We start from the raw sequence: 25,118 nt of genomic DNA, 5'->3' as shown, positions 1-25,118 counted from the left end.
CAAAAGAGGCTATGGCGCATCTGCCATAGCCTCTTTTGGTATATATTATTTTGTATGGATTTTACATTCGTCGTGTAGCCATCATCAGACCTGCGTACAGCAGGGCACCCGTGATGAGGCCAGCCAGTGCGTCCACTACGTAGTGTGCCTGGATGTACACCGTCGACATGCACAGCAGCACGTAGAAGGGTAGCAGGCAGAACACCAGCCGGCGCTGACGGGTGTGGCACGCCAACAGCATGCAAACAGTAGATATTCCAACGTGCGACGACGGGAATGCCGCTGTGGGACGTTCGCCTGCCGCCTTGGCATTCTCCACGAGTCCGTAGAAGAATCCGTCGGTGTAGCCAGGAGTGGCGAGACACTCCTGATGGGTGTTGAAGTAGGTGCCGAGCTGCGGGAATATGCCCGATGCGATGTTGTCTACGCCCACTGCTTTATAATAGAATGTGGGTCCGACGACGGGCACGAATATGAAGATGATGTAGTAGATGAAGAACGACGCCATCACTACGAAAGCCGCACGCTGGAACTCGTTGTATCGACGAGCGAAATAGAACAGCACTACCAGTGCTATCATCGGGTAGTAGCTGGCGTAGCCCATGCTCATGAGTTCGCTTATGACGGGCCACGAGAATTTCTCGGCGAAGTAGAGCGAGGGCTGGCATCCGAACAACGACTGTTCCCATTTGCAGAATACATGGTCGAGATTGTTGAACATACGGTTCAACTCGTAGGTGTCGGGATACCACCATGCCAGCAGCGACATCTGCGCCACTACACGCGCCAGTTGCGTCAGTCGGCATGGAATCATGCGGTACACCAGCCACAGAGCCAATGTCATAGCCACCACGCGCACACGTCCCCATATCATCGAGTCGGGGTTTTGCAGTTTTGTATATGTAAACAGAGCCACCAGCAGTGTGAACACTGTGTAGCCCAGTACGAGCCATTCGAGAGCATGCAGTCCGCGTTTGGGCTTCTGCTCAATGGCGAAGAGTTGTTTTATGAAGTTCATTTTGTTATTGTTTTGTTTTTACAGCCATCCGTTCTGCTTATACCATTCCACCGCCAGACGCACGCCGTCCGCCAGCTTGTAGTGCGGATGATAGCCCAGTTCGTCCATCGTCGGTTCGATGTCGCAACGCCAGTTGCGCTGACGCAGAATGTTGTACTTGTCGTTGTTGAGCGCCGTCGGCTTGTGAGTGATGTGGCTGATGCGCTCGCCTATGTAGGTCACGGCACGCAGCACCCATATCGGAGCCACGATGCGCAGCATCCACTTCACGCCCATTTCCTTCTTTAGCAGACGTGAGAAGTCGGCCGACTGGTACACCTCGCCATCGGTAAGGAAGTATTTGCGTCCGCTCATGCCACGGTCTAAAGCCAGGAACACTGCCTGCACAACATCAAGCACATACACGAACGTGATGTCCTGACGGCGGAATCCGGCACCGAAGTCGATGTGTCGCTTCACGCTCTCAGCCATGAGAAAGTAGTCTTTCTCGCGCGGTCCGTATACGCCCGTGGGTCGCAGAATGATGTAGGGGAAATCGTTGCCTATAGAGTCGAGATAGCGCTCGGCCTCAAGCTTGCTGCGTCCGTAGGCAGTGTTGGGTCGCGGACAATCGTTCTCGGTGATGTCCTGATAGGGCTGTCGCTCGTGTATGGCGCCATACACGCTGAGCGAACTGAGAAATACAAAACGCTTGAGCGGCATCTGAAGCTCGATGAGAGCGTCCACCAGATTGCGTGTTCCGTCGGTGTTCATGCGTCGGAAGTCGGCGTTGTCAATACATTTGGTCACGCCGGCAGCATGCACAATATAGTCGAACGTGTGGCCGTCAAGTTGTTGCTTGAGTGCATCTTTCGATGCAAAGTCAAGCTCGATAAAGTTAATACGGCTGTCGGTGAGGTATCGGCGCGATGTGGTCTTGCGCACTGCCGCCCATACCTGCATGCCACGACGCAGGGCTTCTTCTACAATAAAACTGCCAATGAAACCGCTGGCACCGGTTATAAGAATATTGTTATTCATTATGAATGTTGATGCATAATTGGGGTACAAAGGTAGTGCAAAATATTGGCAATATGACAAATTTGAATGAATTTATTGTTAATGTGGCGATTACGGCCATTTTTTTGTATTTTTGCAATTGCTTAATTAATAACCAATAATATATGCGCGTATTAATTGTCAACACTAGCGAAAAGACGGGTGGCGCAGCAGTAGCAGCCAACCGCCTTATGGAGGCACTCAACAACAACGGTGTCAAGGCAAAGATGCTCGTAGCCAAGAAGGAGACTGACCAGATAACAGTCGTGCCACTGCCACACGGTAGACTCATACGACTGCATTTTTTGTGGGAACGTCTCACTATATTCTTCCGCCTGCACCTGCAACGCCGACATCTCTTCGAAATAGATATAGCCAATGCAGGCTCCGACATAACCAGCATGCCCGAGTTTAAGGAAGCTGATGTGATACACCTTAATTGGATAAACCAAGGCATGCTCTCGCTACGCTCCATCCGCAAGATACTGCGCAGTGGCAAACCGGTGGTGTGGACCATGCACGACCTTTGGCCCGCCACGGGTATATGCCACTATGCCTGCACCTGCAGCGCATTCCGTACGGGATGCCACAACTGTCAGTTGCTGCCCGCAGGTGGTTCTACCAACGACCTTTCGCGCCGTGTGTGGCTGCGCAAGAAGCGCCTGTACCATAATTCCAACATCCACTTCGTCACATGCAGCCGATGGCTTGAGGAGCAGGCAAAGCAGAGTGCATTGTTCGTAGGCCAGCGCGTAACGTCGGTGCCCAACACCATCGACACCCGTGTGTTCTGTCCTGCCGACAGCAAGGCGGCTCGACTGAACGTCGGACTGCCTGCCGAGGGCCGCATCATACTGTTTGTGTCGCAGAAGGTGACCGACGAACGCAAGGGCATGGAATACTTCATCGACGCCATCGACCGTCTGGTGAAGCAGCATCCAGAGCTTAAGGACAATACATCAGTAGCTGTGCTTGGCGGCAACGCCCAACTGGTGTGCGACCGCTTGGCGCTGAAGGCTTATCCGCTCGGCTACGTCAGCGACGAGCACAAGATAGTCGACATCTACCGTTCTGCCGATATGTACGTGCTGCCGTCGCTCGAAGACAATCTGCCAAACACCATAATGGAGGCTATGGCGTGCGGAGTGCCGTGCGTAGGATTCCGTGTGGGCGGCATACCCGAAATGATAGAGCATCGCCGTACGGGCTATGTAGCCAACTTCAAGGATAGCAACGATTTGGCTGTTGGCATGAACTGGGTGCTGCAAGAGGCCGACACTGACCAACTCAGTTCGGCATGCGTCAGCAAGGTGGCACGTTGCTACTCCGGACAGAGTGTGGCGATGCGCTATATAGAGGTGTACAACGAGCTGATAGCTCTGAAGCGCTACATCGTTTAATAAATAGTCAACCCAACAAAAACAATGATAAAATTTTCAGTCATAACATGCACCTACAATGCGTCGGCTGTTCTCGCCCGCACGCTCGATAGCGTTCTCAGTCAGTCGTGGACGCAGATTGAACACATCATCATAGACGGTGCATCAAAGGATAACACCCTGGCTATGGCGCAAGACTATAGCCGCAAGAACGAAGAAGAGGAGACCGAGCACGAAGTTGTCATCGTGTCCGAACCCGACCGTGGTCTGTACGACGCAATGAACAAGGGTCTTGCCCGTGCCACGGGCGACTATATTGTGTATCTCAATGCCGGCGACGTATTCCCTTCGGACAAGACGCTTGAGCAGATATCCATCGACGTAAACAACCGTTCGGACGGCAAACTGCCAGCTGTGCTCTATGGCGACACCAATATCGTAGACGATGATGGCCGTTTGTTGCATCCGCGCCGCCTTGCTCCGCCCGACAATCTCACGTGGCGTTCGTTCCGTCATGGCATGCTCGTATGCCATCAAGCATTCTATGCACGTACCGACCTCGCCCAAGCCGAACATTACGACCTGCGCTACCGCTTCTCGGCTGATGTCGACTGGTGCATACGCATCATGAAGCGTGCCGAGCGCGAGCATCTGGCGCTGCTGCGTCTGCCGCAGGTGGTGGTCAACTATCTCGACGGAGGCATGACCAACAAGAACCATCGTGCCTCGCTCATTGAGCGCTTCAACGTGATGCGCCGCCACTACGGACTCCTCCTCACCATAGGTATGCACTTATGGTTTGTGGTAAGAGCCGTGCTCAAGAAGTGATAGAAGTGTTAAAACGATACCCGTACTTGTCGTATATTTGCATTTTTGCGCCCGTTAAGTGATTTTATATCGTAACTTAACGGGCGTATTTGCTTACAGATTTTCAGATGAAATATGTTGATATATGTTAATATATAGCTGTGTTCGAACACGTTACGTTGATGTAAATCAATAAAACTATGATAATATTCATATTCATAGTGTAAATGCTTGTCACGTCACAAAATGTTAGTACCTTTGCATTGTCAAAAGGTTAATAGATTGTTTAGGTTAGTAGTAATAGATTTAGGTTTTTAGTTATTAGGTTTAAGGTAAATTTTTATCGATTGTTTAACAGGAAAACAATGAGGACTCGTGAGAATCTTCATTCATCTTTAGAAAAAAGGATTTTTAGTTAAACATAGGCTTTACGGTGTTGCTCGTTGATGAGTGATGCCGTATTTTTTTTGTGTGTATTTCCCATTATTACTTGTTTTATGCGCAATAAAGCAGCGATTATTAATCGTTTCTCAGAAAATTTATGTAAGTTTGCAGATGCAATAATTGTCTGTGTATGACACGCAGATAGCTACAATAGCGCCGATTTGTTCTGAAAGAATAAGCTATTTATTTGAAACCCTAAATTCACAAAGCATGAAAAGAAATATAGCCGTCATACTGGCAGGAGGCGTAGGATCGCGCCTCGGCATTTCCACCCCAAAGCAATTCTTCAAGGTGGCGGGCAAGATGGTGGTTGAACACACCGTCGACGTGTTTGAACGCAACTCCCGCATCGACGAGATAGCCATCGTGTCGAACCCTATGCTCATAGCCGACTTCGAGAACATCGTGCTACGCAACAAGTGGCATAAGGTGAAGAAGATACTCAAGGGTGGCAAGGAGCGCTACGACTCGTCACTCTCGGCTATACAGGCTTACGACAACGAGGACGTGAACCTCATCTTCCACGATGCCGTACGTCCGCTCGTGAGCCAGCGCATCATCAACGATGTGATTGACGCTCTTGCCGACCATCGTGCCATTGATGTGGCAATACCCTCTGCCGACACCATTATTGAAGTTGACGACAACGACAACATAACATCCATCCCCGACCGCTCACGTCTGCGTCGCGGACAGACTCCGCAGGCTTTCGACCGTCAGCTCATAGCCGAAGCCTATGAACGTGCGCTGAAAGACCCTGCGTTCAAGACCACCGACGACTGTGGCGTTGTGCGCCGCTATACCGACGAACCCGTATTCGTGGTGCGTGGCGAAGAGAGCAACATGAAGCTTACATATCGTGAGGATACATACATGCTCGACAAACTGTTCCAACTGAAGAATACCGAGCCCGACTCGATAGCACATGTCAATGACGTGTTCCGCGACAAGGTGGCTGTAGTATTCGGTGGAAGCTACGGCATCGGCAAGTGTGTGGTGGACATGCTGCACGAGAACGGTGCCAAGGTGTTCTCTTACTCGCGTTCGGAAAATCATATCGACATTGGCGTGCGCGAGGATGTGGTGCGTGCCATGACCGATGCCCACGAGCAGACTGGCCATATCGACTATGTGATATGTACAGCTGGTGTGCTCAACAAGGAGCCGCTTGCCACTATGGACTATCAGACCATACAGAACGCCGTGCAGACCAACTATATGGGTACGGTGAATGTGGCGCTTGAGGCTTATCCTTATCTGAAGCAGACCGAGGGCAAGCTGATATTCTTCACATCAAGCTCTTACACACGTGGTCGTGCCTTCTACAGCATCTACTCGTCTACCAAGGCTGCCATTGTCAACTTTGTGCAGGCTGTGGCGCAGGAGTGGGACGGCGACGGCATCAAGATTAACTGTATAAACCCCGAACGCACCAAGACTCCTATGCGTCAGCACAACTTCGGCATTGAACCTGACGATACGCTGCTCATGCCCGAACGTGTAGCTGAGGCTACTCTGCAGACTCTCGCTTCTGACTGCACCGGACAGGTGATTGACGTGAGAAGAGTAAAAGAGTAAAAAGGTAAAAAGAGTAAAAAAGTAAAAGGGTAAAAACAACGATAGATGAACTATCTCGAACAATTCAAGCAGCAGCAGTTGCGCACGTGTCAGCTCAAACAGCTCGGCATTCTCGAAGAAATCGACCGTATCTGCCGCAAGCACAACATAAGCTACTGGCTCGACGGAGGTTCGTTGCTGGGTGCTGTACGCCACGGCGGATTCATTCCGTGGGACGACGACATCGACATTGCTATGCCGCAGGACGATGCACGTCGCTTTGCTGAAGTGGCGCCCAAGGAGTTGCCATCAACATTGCGTCTACAGACACCCGACACCGAGAACACGCGTGAGCCTATAATGAAGGTGCGCGACCTCAACTCGTTCTACGTAGAGGGCAATGAAGACTTCTCGCTCGACTACAGCAAGGGTCTGTTTGTCGACATCTTCCCCATGATCGACTATCCCAATGTGTCGCGTGCGTTCTGCCGCAAGTATGGCAAGGACATGTCGCGTTGCTATTCTATACTGCATCATTCGCATCAGTATTCGTGGCGCGCTGTAGCCGAGCTGTTCTACTTCGGCGCACGTTACCAGTTCTGCAAACTGATGTGGAAGGCAGCCTTCGCTTTCAAGCGCACAGGTACATACATGTCGAACATACTCATCAACAACGGCTACGGCATAATGCACCGTCGCGACTCCATATTCCCGTTGGGAACGATAGAGTTTGAGGGCAAACGATTCTCGGCACCAGCCAATACCGATGCCTATCTGCACGACCTCTACCGCGACTACATGCAGATACCGCCCAAGGAGAAACAGAAGATACACTCGGTATTTATATTACCCGAGCTAATTAAACAGTAAACATATATGGCACGTTTTTATTCTTTGAAGAAGCGCGACGAGGAAGACGAGAAGACAGCCGACCCGTTCGGAGTGTTGCGCCCAAAAACAAAGACGGCTGAAAAACCTTTAGTAAACATACATAATATGGCAAAAGCATACGAATTTCTTGCCAACGGATTTGAGGATATTGAGGCGTTGGCTCCCGTAGACATACTGCGCCGAAGCGGTGTGGAAGTGAAGACTGTAAGCATTGGCGACTCTATTGAGGTGGAGTCGGCTCACGGTGTGACGGTGAAGGCCGACATGCTGTTTGCCGATGCCGACTTTGCCGATGCCGACCTGCTGCTCATTCCGGGTGGAATGCCTGGTGCAAAGAACATCGATGAGCACGAAGGTGTGCGCCATGCCGTAATGCGTCAGGCTGAGGCTGGACGTTTGGTAGGTGCTATCTGTGCCGGACCTATGGTCTTGGGTCATCTCGGACTGTTGCGTGACCGCCGTGCTACATGCTATCCGGGCTTTGAAGACCAGCTCGAAGGTGCTGAATACACAGCAGCTCTTTGTACAGTTGACGGCAATATCATTACGGGCAAAGGTCCTGGTGCATCGTTCGAATATGGCTATACTCTTGTGACGCTGCTCAAGGGCGAGCGTGTGGCAGAGGCGCTGAAGAAGGGAATGATGTACGAAGGTTAGATCATTAATAATTAAACATTAAACATTGGATTACATCATCATAGTGGCTGGTGGCAAGGGATTGCGTATGGGAGGCGATTTGCCAAAGCAGTTTCTGCCAGTTGATGGCCGACCGGTGCTAATGCGCACCATAGAACGTTTCAATCAGTACAACCCGCAGTTGGGCATCATCGTAGTTCTGCCGCACTTGCAGCAGGACTATTGGCGACAGCTGTGCAGTAAGTACGCATTTGCTGTAGAGCACACTGTAGTAGACGGAGGCGAAACACGCTTCCATTCATCAAAGAACGGACTTGCTGCCGTGCCCGACGATGCTCAAGGTGTTGTTGGTATTCACGACGGTGTGCGTCCCTTTGTATCGGTGGAGACAATAGCCCGATGCTTTGAGGCGGCACGTATGCATGGAGCAGCGCTGCCCGTATTGCCCGTCACCGACACTCTGCGTTTTGTCGACGATGAAGGCGGACATAACGTTCAGCGCAACAACTACCGCACGGTGCAGACCCCGCAGACGTTCGACATACAGCAGATAAAGCACGCATTCGATACCGAATACAGTGATAACTTCACCGACGACGCATCGGTGGCTGAGGCTGCCGGCATGAAGATAACAATGGTTGACGGCAATCGTGAGAATATAAAGCTCACAACGCCTTACGACTTATTGTTTGCAGAGTTCCTCTGCAAACAATAAGTCGAGTTTTGAATTTTGAATTTTGAGTTTTGAATGGGTCGGCTACGCCGATTAGGAATTGTTCAATTTTGAATTGCTCAACTCAAAATTCATCAATTCACAATCGCAGGCGTAAGCCGAGAATAATTCCTAACTCCAAACTCAAAATTCAAAACTCTTCAACTGGCGAAGCCGAGAATAATTCCTAATTCAAAACTCAAAATTCAAAATTCGCACAAGCGATGGACATACTCTCACAAGACATAATGTATCTGCCCGGTGTCGGGCCGCAGCGCAAGGAGCTGTTGAAGAAGGAACTCGAGGTGAGCACCTGGGGTGGCTTGTTGGAGTATTATCCTTACAAATATGTCGACCGCAGTCGCATATATGCCATCAGCGAGTTGACGAGCGACATGCCCTTCGTGCAGATAAAGGGACACATCCTGTCGTTTGAGGAGTTTGAGATGGGACCGCGCAAGAAGCGTGTCGTGGCACACTTCACCGACGACCACGGCGTGATGGATCTCGTATGGTTCTCGGGTGCGCAATACGTATACAAGAATTATAAGGTGGGTGTGGAGTATATAGTCTTCGGACGACCGTCGGTATTCGGCGGACGCTATCAGATAGCACATCCCGACATCGACCTTGCTAAAGATTTGCAGCTCTCTGAGATGGGCATGCAACCCTACTATATCACCACCGAGCGGATGAAGAAGACGGGCATGTCGTCGCGCAACATAGAGCGTCTGGTCAAGACGATGCTTCAGAAGATAGCCACGCCATTGCCCGAAACATTGCCGCCCTTTATCGTGGAGCGTCTGCATCTTATGTCGCGCGATGAGGCCATGCGTTGCGTTCACTATCCGCGCAACGCTATGGACATGAAGAAGGCGCGCGAACGACTCAAGTTTGAAGAGCTGTTCTACGTTCAGCTCAACATTCTGCGCTACGCCAGCGACCATCGTCGCAAGTATCGTGGCTACATATTGAACAAAGTAGGGCAGGAGTTCAACGACTTCTATGCCAACAATCTCAAGTTCGAACTCACCGGTGCACAGAAACGTGTGATGCACGAGATACGCGACGATATGCGTTCGGGTCGCCAGATGAACCGTCTGCTGCAAGGCGATGTAGGTTCTGGCAAGACACTTGTGGCGCTTATGACAATGCTCATTGCTCTTGGCAACGGCTATCAGGCGTGCATCATGGCGCCTACCGAGATATTGGCAGAGCAGCATCTTGCCACCATACGCGAGTTTCTTGACGGTATGGACATACGCACCGAACTGCTCACGGGAATGGTGAAGGGCAAGCAGCGCGCCAATGTTCTCGACGGACTCATATCGGGCGATGTGCGCATACTCGTCGGAACACACGCCATACTCGAAGATCCTGTGCGCTTTCAGCGTCTTGGCGTTGCCGTCATCGACGAACAACACCGCTTCGGAGTAGCCCAGCGGGCACGCTTGTGGGCAAAGAGCGAGAACCCGCCGCACATCCTTGTCATGACCGCCACGCCTATTCCGCGCACTCTCGCCATGACAATATACGGCGACCTCGACGTGAGCATCATCGACGAGTTGCCGCCTGGACGCAAGCCGGTGCAGACCATACACAAGTTTGACAACCAGATGACGTCGCTCTACAACGGCATACGTCAGCAGATACGTCTCGGACGACAGGTATATATCGTTTATCCGCTCATCACCGAGAGCGAGAAGAGCGACCTCAAGAATCTGGAAGAGGGATATGCTGCTCTGTGCGACATCTTCCCCGAGTTCAGCATAAGCAAGGTTCACGGCAGGATGAAGTCGAAGGAGAAGGATGCCGAGATGCAGAAGTTTGTAAGTGGCGAGACACAGATACTCGTTGCAACCACCGTTATTGAGGTGGGCGTTAATGTGCCTAACGCTTCGGTGATGGTGATACTCGACTCGCAACGCTTCGGACTGTCGCAGCTGCATCAGTTGCGCGGACGTGTAGGACGTGGCGCCGACCAGAGTTATTGCATACTCGTCACTACATACAAGCTGTCGGAAGTTACGCGCAAGCGCATCGACATAATGTGTCAGACCAACGACGGATTCCGTATAGCCGAAGCCGACCTCAAACTGCGCGGACCCGGCGACCTTGAGGGAACGCAGCAGAGTGGCATTGCGTTCGACCTGAAGATAGCCGATATAGCACGCGACGGTCAGCTCGTTGCATTGGCACGACAGGAGGCGCAGCGCATCATTGATGCCGACCCCACTTGCACGTCATCACAATATGCAATGCTGTGGAACCGCTTGCGCCAGCTGCGCGACACCAACGTCAACTGGGCAGCCATATCATAGACAATACATGTTTAATCATTAACATAATCAACATTACGCTTATGACGCTACAACCATACAAGACCGACGTCGCCGTACTTATACTGTTCTTCAATCGTCCCGACCATCTCAAGAAGGTGTTCGACGAAGTGCGCAAGGCGCGACCCTCACGACTGTTCCTCTATCAGGACGGACCACGTGGCGAGCGCGATATGCCCGGCATTGAAGGATGCCGACGTGTGGTTGAAAATATCGACTGGCAGTGTGAGGTTCTTCGCAAATATCAGGAGCGCAACTACGGATGCGACCCTTCGGAATATATATCGCAGAAGTGGGCGTTCTCGATTGTAGACAAGTGCATCGTGCTTGAAGACGATGACGTGCCGTCGCAGTCGTTCTTCCCGTTCTGCAAGCAGATGCTCGACCGTTACGAGTACGACAACCGTGTGTGGATGGTGGCAGGATTCAATCCTGAGGAGAAGGTAGACAGTCCTTATGATTATATGTTCACCTCGGTGTTCTCTATATGGGGATGGGCATCATGGCGACGCGTCATCGACACATGGGACGAGACCTACGCCTTTCTCGACGACCCCGACGCAATGCGCCAGCTTAATGACGTTATGCACCAGCGTCGCTATTGTCTCGACACGTTGCACGCCTGCTACGACCATCGTGCGTCGGGCAAGGCATATTACGAGACCATATTCTGGTCGTCGATGCTTCTCAATTCAGGTCTCGCCATTATGCCAACGCGCAATATGATAAACAATCTCGGTGCTACCGACGGGTCGACCCATTACACCGGTTCGCTTCAGACCATGCCACGCCGCTTGCGCCGACTGTTCACCATGCAGCGTTTCGACATCGACACAGCCAACATACGCCATCCGCGTTATGTGGTGGAGGATGTGGCGTTCAAGAACAAGGTGTATCGCACCTACGCCTACGGACATCCGTGGATTAAGGCAGGACGCTCATTGGAGGAGTTGTGGCTCAATCTGCGATACGGCAATTTCGGACACATACGCCGCTCGGTGGTCAACAGACTGCATAAGATATTCGGAAAGGCAAAGCATTGGTGATAAAATACTGATAACAGAGAATTACTCTTATGAAACTGACAATACGCATAACACGTACTACGATAACGTTTACTGCCCCTAATACAGTCATCGAGGGACAGACCGACTACGAGCAGTACAACATGAAGGCGGGCATTGCTGTGGCTGCCAATCTGCGCCAGGCATTGACTGAGTGTCGACTGCCGCAAGCCAAGCGCCCCACACATCTCACTCCACTCTCGGGCGAAATCAACACCGACGTGGTGCAGACGGCTGTGCCTCAGGCAGAGTCGCTCTACGATGAAGTGTTAGTGGTGATTGACACGCAGCTGCTGCTCATTCCACAGGAGGAATTCGACGAGCGCACAGTGGCTATGCTTTATGCCCACACCAATTCGAACATGCGCCAGGACGAGGTGCTGATATATCCCATTGCGCAACTCGGCGTGGTGGCAGCGTATGCCGTCAACCGTGATTTGCGCTTCGTTTTGAGCGAAACTTTCCGTGGAGTGCAGTACATGCCGTTGCTTGCCCCCGTACTTGTGCAGTTCAGCCAGCAGTCGTGGGGAGGATTTCAGGAGAAATTGTTCTGCTATTTCCACGACAAGCGCATTGACATCTGCGCATTCCGTAAGGGTAGGGTGCGCTTCTGCAATTCGTTCGACGCGACGCTTGCTCCCGATGCAGCCTACTACATACTTAATGTATGGCAGACGCTCGCAATGAAACGCACTGACATCTTATGTCTGTCGGGCAACATAGCCGGACTTGAACAGCTGGTGAAGGAATTGGGACGCTTTATCAAGAACATAAAGCATGTTCATTAAAATATAAACAAGACTATGAGAATAATAACTGGTATATACAAGGGACGCCATTTCGACATTCCACGTTCGTTTAAGGCGCGTCCCACAACCGATTTCGCAAAGGAGAATATCTTTAATGTAATAAACGGTTATGTCGACATGGAAGGAGCCAATGCTCTCGACCTTTTTGCAGGTACGGGTAGCATTTCGCTCGAACTGCTGTCGCGCGGCTGTGCTCCCGTGGTGAGTGTTGAGATGGACCGCGACCACGCTTCGTTCATCCGCGAGTGTATGAAGAAGCTCGACACCAACGACAACATACTGATACGTGGCGACGTGTTCAGATTCATAAAGACGTGCAAGCAGCAGTTCGACCTGATATTTGCCGACCCACCTTATGCCTTGCCCGAACTGCCCACCATTCCGCGCTTGATTCTTGAAAAGGGAATGTTGAAACCCGGTGGACTGCTTGTATTCGAGCATGGCAAGAAGAACGACTTCTCCGATGTGCCGGGCTTTATTGAACATCGTGCCTATGGCAGCGTCAACTTCTCGCTGTTCAGAGCAGAGACTGTTGAGGAGTAAATCAGAATATCACGAGTCCCAAGAGTCCGCATACGAGCATTACGAGTATGGGGTTGCTCTTGCGGAACTTGGTGAAATAGAATGTAGCGGCAAAGAGTGCTATGCTTATGGCAAAGTTGACGGCATTGTCGGTTGGCGAGCCGAAGTTCTCCTGGTTCATAAGCAGCACGGCAGCCGCAGCTATCAGTCCTACGATTGTAGGGCGCAAGCCTTTGAAGATGTCCTTTACAATCTTCGAGTCCTTGTGGTTGATGAGATAGCGCGAAATAAGTATCATTATTACAAACGGCAGCCATATTATGCTCAGCGACGCTATTACTGAGCCTACTGCTGCCAACCATTCCGGATAGCCTTGATTCAGTACTGCCACATATCCTGCGTATGTAGCCGCATTGATGCCGATAGGACCTGGTGTCGACTGGCTTATAGCCACGATGTCGGTAAACTCGGCATTGCTAAGCCATGCGTTCTTCACCACCACCTCGTTGTGTATAAGCGACAGCATGGCATAACCGCCACCGAAATTGAATGTTCCTATCTTGGTGAAGACTATAAAGAGTTTCAGAAAAATCATGTTGTGAGTTTTGAGTTTTGAATTTTGAATTTTGAGTTTTGAATTGTTGCCTGCGGCAATTTTGAATTTTGAATTTTGAGTTTTGAATTATCGGCTTTGCCGATTAGGAATTATTCAATTTTGAATTTAGAATTGCCGAATACAGTAACTCAAAATTTAAAAATCTAAAATTCAAAATCGCAGGCGTAAGCCGAGAATAATTCAACATTCAAAATTCAAAACTCCTAATTCCACTTCGTGCAACGTCCAAGAAGCCACCCTGCCACGCCTGCTATGATGATAAGGTATATAGGTGAGACATTTGCTAAGGCTATGAGCAGACAGCACACTATCGGAATCCATACGGTGCGCCATGTTATGCCAGCCGTCTTAGCCATTTTGAAGCAAGGTGCAGCAATCAGAGCCACCACAGCCGGGCGAACTCCGCGGAAGAACTTCTCCACCCAAGGGTTGTCCTTGATGTTATGGAAGAACATGGCTATAATCATAATGGCGATGATAGAGGGTAGGGCGATGCCTACGGCACCCACGATTCCACCCAAGACGCCGCGCAGCTTGTAGCCTATATGGCTCGCCATGTCAACGGCGAAGATGCCAGGTGTGGTCTGTGCCACCACCATAATGTCCATAAACTCCTGGCGGTCCATCCATTGGTTTTTGTCTACAAACTCGCGTTCCATAATCGGAATCATGGCATATCCGCCACCGAGGGTGAACGCTCCAATCTTGTTGCATGTCATGAAAAATTTCAGCAGCATAGTGTATGAGGGTTATCCGTTTGTTTATTGAAGATGTTTATAAAAAAAACTGCGCCAGAACGAAACATCACTGTTTCTTCTGGCGCGCTCAATCTAATATAATAAATTTGGTAATATTTCGGTTTGATTATGAGTAGCGCAGGATCTGTCCTGGACGCAACTTCATCTTCTTTGTTATGTGGTTGAGCTTGCAAATCTGTGCGATAGTAACGCCACGCTTGCGTGAGATGCTCTCCAGTGTCTCACCCTTAACCACCTTGTGATACTGTATCTGGTCATCCAGACCTGATGTGGTGCGGTCGTTTGTAGCGTAGTCGTTGTCAGAGTCTTTGCTTGCAAGCGTAGAGCCATCCTGCTTACCACGCAGACGAGTAGCTGTAGCCGATTCGCTGTCGTATGTAGAGCGGTTGAATGCGTAGTAGTCGCCCGTCACGTCTTGTTCGCGGAAGTCGAACATCAATGCCGGGTTGAGAGCAACGCCACACAGACGAGTCTCGAAGTGGAGGTGCGAACCGGTGCTTCGTCCGGTGTTGCCGCCGAGACCGATAACCTCACCAGCTCTTACTGTCTGGTTCTCCTCGACGAGTTGTTTTGAGAGGTGACCGTAGATGGTCTCCAATCCGTTGTTATGTCGTATCACGATATACTTGCCATATCCGCCGCCTTCGTAGCGTACAATGCGAACCTTGCCTGAGAAAGCAGAGCGTATTGTGTCACCGATATACACTTTGATGTCAAGACCTTTATGCTGGCGTCCCCATCGCGAGCCAAAATTACTTGTTATGACGCGGCTTGTGGTGGGCATGCAGAAGTGGCGCAGGTCGATGTTGAAGTGCTCGGGCAGCTCTGTGGCGCGGTGAGCGTATTTGTTGTCCCAGTTGGCGTACAGCTCAGAAGCTGGCGATTCGGCTTCCTCCTTGATTGTGATGTTGCGCAGCATGATGGTGTCCACGGCAGCCATCTTGCGGTCAACGGGAGCCTGTCTTGCAATGAGGTCTTGTGCGCTGGCATGGTTTGGAGCCACAGCCAGGAACAATGATATTGCTAATGTCTTAATTGTCTTCTTTAAATTCATTGTTTTAAGGATGCATTTAAGATTAGAATGAGTATATCATTCCTTCAAAAGGTGATCGTCGAACTAACAATCGTGTTCGACCTTCGGTTTGTAATTTGCAATGCAGATGTTGCATTTTTGTAATTGCGATGCAAAGTTACTAAAAATATTGCATAATATTGCAACACCCTTTCAATGTTAACAGTTTTTGTAATAACTTTAACAATTTCTTCCCCCTTATTCAGCCTTTAATAGTAGCTAATAAGGTCATACGCAATAGCTTGTGTATTCTCAACCAAACGAATGGCAGGTAGAATTTATGGTTATTTGTCCTTATACAGCATTCTCTGTTTTATATCTTTGCTAATTCCGATGTTTAAGGCTAAATTTGCATTTGTTTTAGTACTAACATTGCAAATAATTAGTTAGATATTATGGAAGAAGTTAAGAAGGTGGCGTTTGTGCATGGTGAGTTTCCAGTTGGCGGAGCTGAGCGTGTGACATGTGATATAGCCAATGAGTTGTTCAAGCGTGGGGGGTATGAGGTATATGTATTTGCGACAAGGTTGTATCCTGATATATTGCCTGCCAATCTGGCAACAGACAAACGTTTTCATATGGTAGAATCTCCAGTTTCAGAAGCAAATGGTAAGGGTAGCGATTGGAGTTTTATTCTTGATTGTGTACGTGCCAATGGCATCAGTTCGGTGGTGTTTGTGATGCAGCGTCAGTATGATGTCATTGATGAGCTGCGACGTATGAGATGTAAGACGATATATGCCAATCATAACATACCGTATTGGGAGATGGTTAGCAAGCGTCAACTTGCCCGTGAGAATAGTCGTAAAAGCTTGTGTAAGGCTCTTAAGTATTACTTGACTAAGTATGTACGATATGAAATGACACATATTCTCGAACGTCGTTATATCAAGCGCTATAAAAAGGATATAAATCATTTTGAAGAGTATATGGTTCTGTGCGACGGCTATCGTGACCAGATTGTGCGCGACTTGAAGTTGACCCCCGAGCAAGTAGAGCATATGCATGTTATTCCCAATATGCAGCAGCCTGCTGTCAACTTGTGTTATGACAAACGTAAGGAATTTCTCTATGTAGGTCGTCTGTCGTTTCAAGATAAGCGTATTGACCGATTGATTGATGCTTGGCGCATGGTTTATGACAAGTTGCCCGACTGGAATCTTGTCATTTTAGGCGACGGATCTGATGCAAAGCGGTTGAAGTCGTTGGCTATGGGGTTGCCTCGTGTTAGTTTTGAGGGCTATAAAAGTCCTGACGAATACTATCGTCGTGCTTCCGCATTGTGTCTTGTGTCAGAGTACGAGGGATTTCCATTGTGTCTAATTGAGGCACAATCGCATGGTGTTGTACCGATAACGATGGATATGTGCGAAGGAGTGCGTAGTATAGTCGGCACAGATGGTTCTGCTGGCTGGCTTGTTACAAAGGGCGATGTGCGTGCCTTTGCCGATAAGATGCTTGAGTTTGCTGCTCTTGATGAGGACAAAAAGCAGCGACTCCGCCATCAGGTGGTGGCGAAGTCGCTTGAGTACAGTCCTGCTAAAGTAGGTCAGATGTGGATAGATTTGTTGTAGTGGGAAATTGTAATTAGAACTGAGCTTACTGATGCAAATATCGTACAGTTAGTAAAAAATTTTTACAATTTAAAAATCGATTCTAGAGATTTCAGACGCTGGTTTTATCGGTTTTTTCAGCGTCAAACACCACCTCACTATTCATTTAGGGCTTCCTTGCTTTCCAAATGGACTACTTTTGCAATGCAAAAGGACTACAGTTGGAGTGCAAGGAAGCCCTTATTGCATTGTAAATGTAGTCCATTTGAAATCAAAAGGACGTTTTTTTGCACTTGCTCATAGCGTGTTCTACGTTGTATTAGGGCTAACACGTTGTGTATGAGCAACATAGTCTTATACGCTCAAAACTCACGAATTTCGAGCCAAAGATTTCCTTGTGCGTTCAACTCGCAGTTTTGAGCGGTCAGAAATGCAAATATTGTGTCGGGACGAAGCCCCGAGTGTGGTGTTGAGGTGTTGAGATGTTGAAATTTATTTAGTACGCATTCTCGTGTACACCTGCTACTGCACGTCCGCTGGGGTCGTTCTTGCCTTGGAACGCTTTGTCCCAAGCCAGCGCTTCGGCGGTAGAACATGCTACGCTCGGGACGCTGGGCACGCTGCGAGCAGCCGACTCCGATGGGAAGTGTTCTTCGAAGATCGAGCGGTAGTAGTACTCCTCCTTGCAGCGTGGCGGATTGATGGGGAATAGCTCGGCAGCATGAGCCATCTGCTCGTCCGACACCTGCTGCTCTGTTATCTGCTTCAACGTGTCAATCCACGAGTAGCCCACACCGTCGCTGAACTGCTCCTTCTGTCGCCATGCCACCTCTTCGGGCAGCATGTCTGCGAATGCCTCACGTACAATCTTCTTCTCAATGGTCTTGCCCGGGCACATCTTTGCCTCGGGATTGGTGCGCATAGCCACGTCAAGGAATTCCTTGTCGAGGAAGGGCACACGTCCCTCAACTCCCCATGCCGACAGACTCTTGTTGGCACGCAGACAGTCGTACAGATGCAGTTTGGACAGCTTGCGCACCGTCTCTTCGTGGAAAGCGCGTGCGTCGGGAGCTTTATGAAAGTACAGGTAGCCTCCGAATATCTCGTCGGCACCCTCGCCAGAGAGCACCATCTTTATGCCCATCGACTTTATTACACGTGCCAGCAGATACATAGGTGTTGAGGCTCGCACGGTGGTTACGTCGTAGGTCTCGATGAAGTATATCACGTCGCGTATGGCGTCGAGTCCCTCCTGAATGGTGTAGTTTATCTCGTGGTGGACCGTTCCTATGTAGTCAGCCACAAGCCGTGCCTTAGCCAAGTCGGGCGCACCCTTCAGTCCTACGGCAAACGAGTGCAGGCGTGGCCACCAGGCACGTTCCTTGCCGTCCGATTCGATGCGTCGCTCGGAGTATTTTTCGGCTATTGCCGAGATGACAGACGAGTCGAGTCCGCCCGACAGCAGTACTCCGTAGGGCACATCGCTCATAAGTTGGCGGCGCACAGCGTCCTCCAGTGCATCGTGGATGGCGCTGACGCTCGCCTTGTTGTCTTTCACGGCTTCGTAGTTGAACCAGTCGCGCTTGTAGTAGCGGGTCATCTTGCCCTCGCGACTTGAGTAGTAGTGGCCCGGCAGGAATGGTTCGTAGCTTTCGCACTCGCCCTCAAGGGCTTTCAGTTCGGATGCAACGAACACGGTGCCGTCGCTGTCGTAGCCTATGTATAGGGGAATTACACCGATGGGATCGCGTGCAATCAGAAACTCGTCGCGCTCCTGGTCGTACAGGGCGAAGGCGAATATGCCGCTCAGGTCTTCAAGGAAGTCGATGCCCTTGTCGCGATACAGGGCGAGGATTACCTCGCAGTCGCTGCCCGTCTGAAACTCATATTTGCCCTTATAGCGCTCGCGTATGTCCTGATGGTTGTATATCTCGCCGTTGACGGCAAGCACTTGCTGGCGGTCGGGCGAGAACAATGGCTGTCCGCCCGATTCGGGATCGACTATCGACAGGCGTTCGTGAGCCAGAATGGCAGAACCTCCGCAGTATATACCGCTCCAGTCCGGACCGCGATGACGAATCTTACGGCTCATGCGCAGAGCCTTTTGGCGCAACTCGGGAGTCTGCTCCCGAAGGTTGAAAATAGATACAATTCCACACATATTTTTGTCTTCTTTTATTGGTTTTTGCTGTTTGTTTGGGGGTGTATTTTCCTGATGTCGTACGACCCTTGTCTATTCGTTTTAAAATTCAAAGATGCCCCTCTGCCACGCGAGGCAGAGGGCATCCAGGATCAAAAGAATAGTCATTATTTTAGGTCAGCACATTTACTTGATTTTCTAACTCCCCACACATTTAGTTGTAGGCACTCTCTCCGTGCTCGTATATGTCGAGACCTTCCTCTTCAACGCGTCGGCAGACACGCATTCCGATGGTCTTGTCTACCAGTACATATAATATATAGGTGACTCATATAACTTTCTTTTTATTGGTTATTCTATGTTTATCGTTGCATTATGTAACTGTCACGCTGCAAAATTACGACAAAAAGCAAACAAAAACAATATAAAAGTAGCATTTTAATAGTTTAATATTATTTAGGGTGCATAATTGTAAACTAAAACAAACGAAATACTTTCAGTTTGAAAGAAAAACGCTATCGAATGCTTACAAATAGAAACTTAAAGATAATTAACCCGAAAATGTGGTAATTATATTGTTGTCTATTGCGCAAATTGTTGTAATTTTGCAAACGTAAAGGACAAAGAGTAATTCTTTAAGGTAAAAAGATAGACAAAATGGTAAAGTCGGTTAAGTTCACAAAGATGCACGGGGCTGGCAATGACTATATATATGTAGACACGCAGAAGTATAACATTCCCGACCCGTCAAAGGCTGCAATAGCATGGAGCAAATACCATACTGGCATAGGCAGCGACGGACTTGTATTGATAGGCAAGCCCGATGAAGGAGTAGAAGCCGATTTCTCGATGCGCATTTTCAATGCCGACGGATCGGAAGCCATGATGTGCGGCAACGCGTCGCGATGCATTGGCAAGTATCTGTACGAGAAAGGGCTCACCAGTAAAACCTCCATACGACTGCAGACGCTGTCGGGAGTGAAGATACTGAAGCTGCATCTTGCCGACGAAGACCATAATATAAATAAGGTGGAAAGCGTCACGGTAGACATGCTGCAGCCCGTGTTTCACAACGAGAAGCAGTATGACGAGAAGGCAGGCGATACTCTCACTGCCGACTTCCGCACCTTCCGTGGCACCTTCGTGTCGATGGGCAATCCCCATTTCGTGTGCTTTGTCGACGACATCCAGACTCTCGACATAGCCCGATACGGCTCCATCATGGAGCGTGACGCAGCCTTCCCCGAGCGTTGCAACATAGAGTTTGCTCAGCTCATGGACGACGGCACCATCCGCACCCGTGTATGGGAGCGTGGCAGCGGGATAACGATGGCATGCGGCACTGGCGCTTGCGCCACAGCCGTAGCAGCCGCACTGACCGACCGTAAAGGCCGTACAAGCGACATTGCAATGGATGGCGGCACACTGCACATAGAATGGAACGAGCAGGACGGACATGTATATATGACCGGACCGGCAGCGTTCGCATTTGAAGGAGAAGTGAAACTGCCGTAAGCCTTCGGCAATTTTGAATTTTGAATTTTGAGTTTTGAATTTATGCCTACGGCATTTTTGAGTTATTGAATTGTGAATTCAACATTGAACAATTTCAAATCGGCGCAGCCGACCAATTCCTAACTCAAAACTCAAAATTCAAAATTCCATAAGGACAATTCAAAATTCAAAAACTCCAAATCGCAGGCGTAAGCCGAGAATAATTCAAAATTCAAAACTCAAAATTCAAAATTCAACAGGTATGGCACTGGTAAACGAACATTTCCTGAAGCTCTCAAACAACTACTTGTTTGCAGATATTGCCAAGAAGGTGAATGCCTTCAAGGTGTCGCACCCGCAGGTTAGGGTGATAAGTCTCGGCATAGGAGACGTGACACAACCGCTTTGTCCGGCTGTAATAGAGGCTATGCACAAGGCCGTCGACGAGATGGCTACAAAGGCATCGTTTCACGGATACGGGCCTGAGCGCGGATACGACTTCCTGCGCGAGGCTATTGTGAAGAACGATTATGCACCGCGAGGCATACATATCGACCCAAGCGAAGTGTTCGTCAACGACGGAGCCAAGAGCGATACGGGCAACATTGGCGAGATAGTACGCTGGGACAACTCCATCGGAGTGACTGACCCTATCTATCCGGTATATATCGATTCGAACGTAATGTGCGGTCGTGCCGGAGTGCTTGAGAACGGACGCTGGAGCAACGTCAACTATATGCCGTGCACAGCCGACAACAATTTCGTGCCGCAGATACCCGACCATCGTGTCGACATGATATACCTGTGCTATCCCAACAATCCTACGGGCACAGTATTGCCTAAGGACGAACTGAAGAAATGGGTGAAGTACGCTCTCGACAACGACACTATCATATTCTATGATGCCGCTTACGAGGCGTATATCCAGGACGACAACATACCGCACTCGATATACGAGATAAAGGGAGCACGCAAGTGTGCCATCGAGTTCCGCAGCTATTCGAAGACAGCCGGATTCACCGGTGTACGTTGCGGATATACCATCATTCCCAAGGACATTACAGCCGTGACGCTCGACGGCAAGCAGCGTGTCGAGCTAAACCATCTGTGGGACCGCCGGCAGTCGACCAAGTTCAATGGTACAAGCTACATCTCGCAGCGTGCCGCAGCCGCCATCTACACGCCCGAGGGCAAGAAGCAGGTGAAGGCCACCATCGACTACTATATGAACAACGCCCACTACATGCACGAACAGCTCACGCAGATGGGCTTCAAGGTGTTCGGCGGACGCAATGCTCCGTATCTGTGGGTGAAGACTCCCGACGGTATCGACTCGTGGAAGTTCTTCGAGCAGATGCTCTATGCTGTAGGCGTGGTGTGCACACCGGGCGTAGGCTTCGGACCGAGCGGCGAGGGATATGTCCGACTAACAGCCTTCGGCGACCGCGACGACTGCCACGAAGCAATGCGACGCATCAAGGAATGGCTCAGCAAAGCATAAGAATACCCCATCAAAGCCTCTAAGCCTGGCTCAGCAAGGCTTAAAAAGGCCTAAGAAGGGCCAGTAAGGCCCAGCAAGGCTCAGTAAGCCTTAAGAAGGCCCAGTAAGGCTCAGTAAAAACTAAAAACAAACAACATAAAAGAAAGAAACAACAATGGCAAATTTGAGATTCGAGGTTGTAGCCGACGCTTTCAACAAGAAACCCGTCGACGTGATTGCACCGATTGAACGTCCATCGGAGTTCTTCGGTAAGAACGTTTTCAACCGCGCCAAGATGTACAAGTATCTTCCGCGCGACGTGTATGAGAAACTCATCGATGTTATCGACAACGGTGCTCGTCTTGACCGCTCCATAGCCGATGCAGTGGCTAAGGGCATCAAGCAGTGGGCTGACGAGAACGGTGTGACACACTACACACACTGGTTCCAGCCGCTTACCGAAGGCACAGCCGAGAAGCACGATGCCTTCATCGAACACGACGGTAAGGGCGGCATGATTGAGGAGTTCTCGGGCAAACTGCTCGTACAGCAGGAGCCTGACGCCAGCTCGTTCCCTAACGGCGGTATCCGTAACACGTTCGAGGCACGTGGCTATTCGGCTTGGGATCCAACTTCGCCGGTGTTCATCATCGACGATACGCTGTGTATTCCTACCATCTTCATCTCATATACAGGCGAGGCTCTTGACTACAAGGCTCCGCTTCTGCGCTCGCTGCATGCTGTGAATGTAGCAGCCACTGATGTTTGCCACTACTTCTATCCGGAAGTGAAGAAGGTCATTTCTAACCTCGGTTGGGAGCAGGAGTACTTCCTCGTTGACGAAGGACTGTACTCGGCACGTCCCGACCTCATGCTTACCGGACGCACACTTATGGGTCACGACTCTGCAAAGAACCAGCAGATGGACGACCACTACTTCGGTGCTATCCCCGAGCGCGTGCAGGCTTTCATGAAGGACTTGGAGATTCAGGCTCTCGAACTGGGCATCCCCTGCAAGACACGCCACAACGAGGTTGCACCCAACCAGTTTGAGCTGGCTCCTATCTTCGAGGAGACCAACATTGCCATCGACCACAACATGCTGCTCATGTCGCTCATGAAGAAGGTGGCTCGTCATCATGGCTTCCGCGTACTGTTGCACGAGAAGCCGTTCGCAGGCATCAACGGTTCGGGCAAACACGAGAACTGGAGTCTCGCTACCGATACCGGCGTACTGCTGCACGGTCCTGGCAAGACCCCGATGGACAACCTCCGCTTCATCGTGTTCATCGTTGAGACCCTTATGGCGGTATACAAGCACAACGGACTGCTCAAGGCGAGCATCATGAGCGCTACCAATGCACATCGTCTTGGTGCCAACGAGGCTCCTCCTGCCATCATTTCGTCGTTCCTGGGTCGTCAGCTTACTGAGATTCTCTCGCGCATCGAGACCTCAGAAAAGGACGAACTCTTCGACATCGCCGGCAAGCAGGGACTGCAGCTCGACATCCCTGAGATTCCTGAACTGCTCGTCGACAATACCGACCGCAACCGTACATCGCCGTTCGCATTCACCGGCAACCGCTTCGAGTTCCGTGCTGTAGGTTCTGAAGCCAACTGTGCTTCGGCTATGATCGTACTGAATACTGCTGTGGCTGAGGCTCTGCAGGATTTCAAGCAGCGTGTTGACGCTCTCATCGAGAAGGGCGAGGACAAGATATGCGCAATACTCGACGTTATCCGCGAGGACGTTAAGTTCTGCAAGCCTATCCATTTCGATGGCAACGGCTACTCTGACGAGTGGGTTGAGGAGGCTAAGCGTCGCGGTCTTGACTGCGAGACTTCTTGCCCGAAAATCTTCGAGCGCTATCTCGACGAGGCTACTATCAAGATGTTTGAGGGCCAGAACGTGATGAGCCGTAAGGAGCTTGAGGCACGCAACGAGGTGAAGTGGGAGACTTATACAAAGAAGATTCAGATTGAGGCACGTGTATTCGGCGACCTCTCTATGAACCATATCATCCCCGTATGCACTCACTATCAGAGCCGTCTGGCCAAGAACGTACAGAGCATGTACGACATCTTCCCTGCCGAGAAGGCAGACAAGCTGACCTCACGCAACAAGAAGATTATCGAAGAGATGGCTGAACGCACACAGATCATTGAGACTGGTGTGGAGGAACTGGTCAATGCCCGCAAGGTAGCCAACAAGATTGAAGACGAACACGAGAAGGCTATTGCCTATCACGACACCGTAGCTCCGAAGATGGAGGAGATACGTTATCAGATAGACAAGCTCGAGCTTATCGTTGCCGACGAGCTCTGGACTCTGCCTAAGTATCGCGAACTCCTGTTCATCCGATAAAAATCATAAAAATAAAACTTAACAGCAATCTATTTCTTTTATTGGTTGTTTAAGTTTAGCCGCGACGGACTGTGAAGTCTATCGCGGCTTTTTTTGCTAAGACATAGTCCGTATTATTCTTGTGAAAAATGGTTTCGGCACATACCAAGCAAAAGGCTTGTGTATGTGCCGATTTTCATTTTGTAAAAATGATTTCTGAAAATATGTTTTTGCAAAAAAACACTTTTCTCGGGATACTTATTGAGAAATGGCTAATCATTCCAATATGTATTAACATTATTTTACGATAAGGCATGCAAGCTTTTCATCCTTTACGCATTGTATATATGTATGAAATATGCAAATGGTAATATAAACCCAAATCGGTCATTAGAAAATGACAAGAAGCTTTTTCTAATGACCGCCATTAGAAAAACAGCTTTGT

General features: G+C 49.9%; 19 protein-coding genes and 2 pseudogenes. 14 read left to right on the top strand and 7 right to left on the bottom strand.

Annotation, left to right across the window (positions count from 1 at the left end):
* Positions 1-61: 61 nt before the first annotated feature.
* Positions 62-1,018 carry a phosphatase PAP2 family protein gene (locus I6E38_RS06150; protein WP_235393121.1) on the bottom strand — a complete coding sequence of 319 codons (957 nt, stop codon included), beginning with the start codon at positions 1,016-1,018 and terminating at the stop codon, positions 62-64.
* Positions 1,019-1,036: 18 nt separating this feature from the next.
* Entirely contained in the window at positions 1,037-2,038 is a 1,002-nt protein-coding gene (locus I6E38_RS06145) for an NAD-dependent epimerase/dehydratase family protein (protein ID WP_235393120.1), read from the bottom strand.
* A 143-nt stretch (positions 2,039-2,181) separates the two neighbouring features.
* Here I6E38_RS06145 and I6E38_RS06140 point away from each other — a divergent pair, with 143 nt between their 5' ends.
* From I6E38_RS06140 to rsmD, 10 genes and pseudogenes are all read left to right on the top strand, one after another.
* A complete protein-coding gene (locus tag I6E38_RS06140; protein WP_235393119.1) occupies positions 2,182-3,456 on the top strand; it encodes a glycosyltransferase family 4 protein in 1,275 nt (424 codons plus the stop codon).
* A 24-nt stretch (positions 3,457-3,480) separates the two neighbouring features.
* Positions 3,481-4,263, top strand: coding sequence for a glycosyltransferase family 2 protein (locus I6E38_RS06135; RefSeq protein ID WP_235393118.1), 783 nt, complete (start codon positions 3,481-3,483; stop codon positions 4,261-4,263).
* Between the two features lie 633 nt (positions 4,264-4,896).
* Positions 4,897-6,264, top strand: coding sequence for a bifunctional cytidylyltransferase/SDR family oxidoreductase (locus I6E38_RS06130; protein ID WP_235393117.1), 1,368 nt, complete (start codon positions 4,897-4,899; stop codon positions 6,262-6,264).
* 45 nt (positions 6,265-6,309) lie between these two features.
* A complete protein-coding gene (locus tag I6E38_RS06125) occupies positions 6,310-7,113 on the top strand; it encodes a LicD family protein (RefSeq protein WP_235393116.1) in 804 nt (267 codons plus the stop codon).
* A 126-nt stretch (positions 7,114-7,239) separates the two neighbouring features.
* Positions 7,240-7,791, top strand: coding sequence for a DJ-1 family glyoxalase III (locus tag I6E38_RS06120; RefSeq protein ID WP_235393134.1), 552 nt, complete (start codon positions 7,240-7,242; stop codon positions 7,789-7,791).
* Between the two features lie 25 nt (positions 7,792-7,816).
* Positions 7,817-8,485 (top strand): 2-C-methyl-D-erythritol 4-phosphate cytidylyltransferase, encoded by a 669-nt coding sequence (locus I6E38_RS06115; RefSeq protein WP_235393115.1) that lies wholly within the window; start codon positions 7,817-7,819, stop codon positions 8,483-8,485.
* A gap of 218 nt (positions 8,486-8,703) precedes the next feature.
* Positions 8,704-10,803 (top strand): annotated as a pseudogene (gene recG / locus I6E38_RS06110) (ATP-dependent DNA helicase RecG); the annotation flags it as partial.
* A gap of 41 nt (positions 10,804-10,844) precedes the next feature.
* Positions 10,845-11,867 carry a glycosyltransferase family protein gene (locus tag I6E38_RS06105; protein ID WP_235393113.1) on the top strand — a complete coding sequence of 341 codons (1,023 nt, stop codon included), beginning with the start codon at positions 10,845-10,847 and terminating at the stop codon, positions 11,865-11,867.
* Between the two features lie 29 nt (positions 11,868-11,896).
* A complete protein-coding gene (locus tag I6E38_RS06100; protein WP_235393112.1) occupies positions 11,897-12,673 on the top strand; it encodes a DUF3822 family protein in 777 nt (258 codons plus the stop codon).
* A gap of 15 nt (positions 12,674-12,688) precedes the next feature.
* Positions 12,689-13,237, top strand: coding sequence for a 16S rRNA (guanine(966)-N(2))-methyltransferase RsmD (rsmD, locus tag I6E38_RS06095; RefSeq protein ID WP_235393111.1), 549 nt, complete (start codon positions 12,689-12,691; stop codon positions 13,235-13,237).
* A gap of 1 nt (position 13,238) precedes the next feature.
* On the opposite strand, the gene I6E38_RS06090 is transcribed toward rsmD, so the two are convergent.
* The 3 genes from I6E38_RS06090 to I6E38_RS06080 form a co-directional block, all read right to left on the bottom strand.
* The gene (locus tag I6E38_RS06090; RefSeq protein WP_235393110.1) at positions 13,239-13,811 is read right to left on the bottom strand and encodes a chromate transporter; all 573 of its coding nucleotides are present in this window, start codon (positions 13,809-13,811) and stop codon (positions 13,239-13,241) included.
* Between the two features lie 224 nt (positions 13,812-14,035).
* Complete coding sequence (locus tag I6E38_RS06085; protein WP_235393109.1) at positions 14,036-14,569, bottom strand: chromate transporter; 534 nt, start codon at positions 14,567-14,569, stop codon at positions 14,036-14,038.
* 127 nt (positions 14,570-14,696) lie between these two features.
* A complete protein-coding gene (locus I6E38_RS06080; RefSeq protein ID WP_235393108.1) occupies positions 14,697-15,644 on the bottom strand; it encodes a M23 family metallopeptidase in 948 nt (315 codons plus the stop codon).
* 413 nt (positions 15,645-16,057) lie between these two features.
* Here I6E38_RS06080 and I6E38_RS06075 point away from each other — a divergent pair, with 413 nt between their 5' ends.
* Positions 16,058-17,236, top strand: coding sequence for a glycosyltransferase (locus I6E38_RS06075; protein WP_235393107.1), 1,179 nt, complete (start codon positions 16,058-16,060; stop codon positions 17,234-17,236).
* A 475-nt stretch (positions 17,237-17,711) separates the two neighbouring features.
* On the opposite strand, the gene asnB is transcribed toward I6E38_RS06075, so the two are convergent.
* Both asnB and I6E38_RS06065 read right to left on the bottom strand, forming a co-directional pair.
* The gene (asnB, locus tag I6E38_RS06070; protein ID WP_235393106.1) at positions 17,712-19,376 is read right to left on the bottom strand and encodes an asparagine synthase B; all 1,665 of its coding nucleotides are present in this window, start codon (positions 19,374-19,376) and stop codon (positions 17,712-17,714) included.
* Positions 19,377-19,569: 193 nt separating this feature from the next.
* Positions 19,570-19,683 (bottom strand): annotated as a pseudogene (locus I6E38_RS06065) (hypothetical protein); the annotation flags it as partial.
* Positions 19,684-20,012: 329 nt separating this feature from the next.
* On the opposite strand from I6E38_RS06065, the gene dapF reads away from it, so the two are divergent.
* The 3 genes from dapF (at position 20,013) to I6E38_RS06050 (ending at position 24,694) form a co-directional block, all read left to right on the top strand.
* Entirely contained in the window at positions 20,013-20,870 is an 858-nt protein-coding gene (gene dapF / locus I6E38_RS06060; RefSeq protein WP_235393105.1) for a diaminopimelate epimerase, read from the top strand.
* Positions 20,871-21,111: 241 nt separating this feature from the next.
* Positions 21,112-22,350: an LL-diaminopimelate aminotransferase gene (locus tag I6E38_RS06055; RefSeq protein ID WP_235393104.1), complete on the top strand. Its 1,239-nt coding sequence runs from the start codon at positions 21,112-21,114 to the stop codon at positions 22,348-22,350.
* 154 nt (positions 22,351-22,504) lie between these two features.
* The gene (locus tag I6E38_RS06050; RefSeq protein ID WP_235393103.1) at positions 22,505-24,694 is read left to right on the top strand and encodes a glutamine synthetase III family protein; all 2,190 of its coding nucleotides are present in this window, start codon (positions 22,505-22,507) and stop codon (positions 24,692-24,694) included.
* Positions 24,695-25,118 lie beyond the last annotated feature (424 nt).

It is taken from the genome of Leyella stercorea, from assembly GCF_021531355.1.
Taxonomy (GTDB): Bacteria; Bacteroidota; Bacteroidia; order Bacteroidales; family Bacteroidaceae; genus Prevotella.
This window is presented reverse-complemented; position numbering and strand designations above follow the sequence as displayed.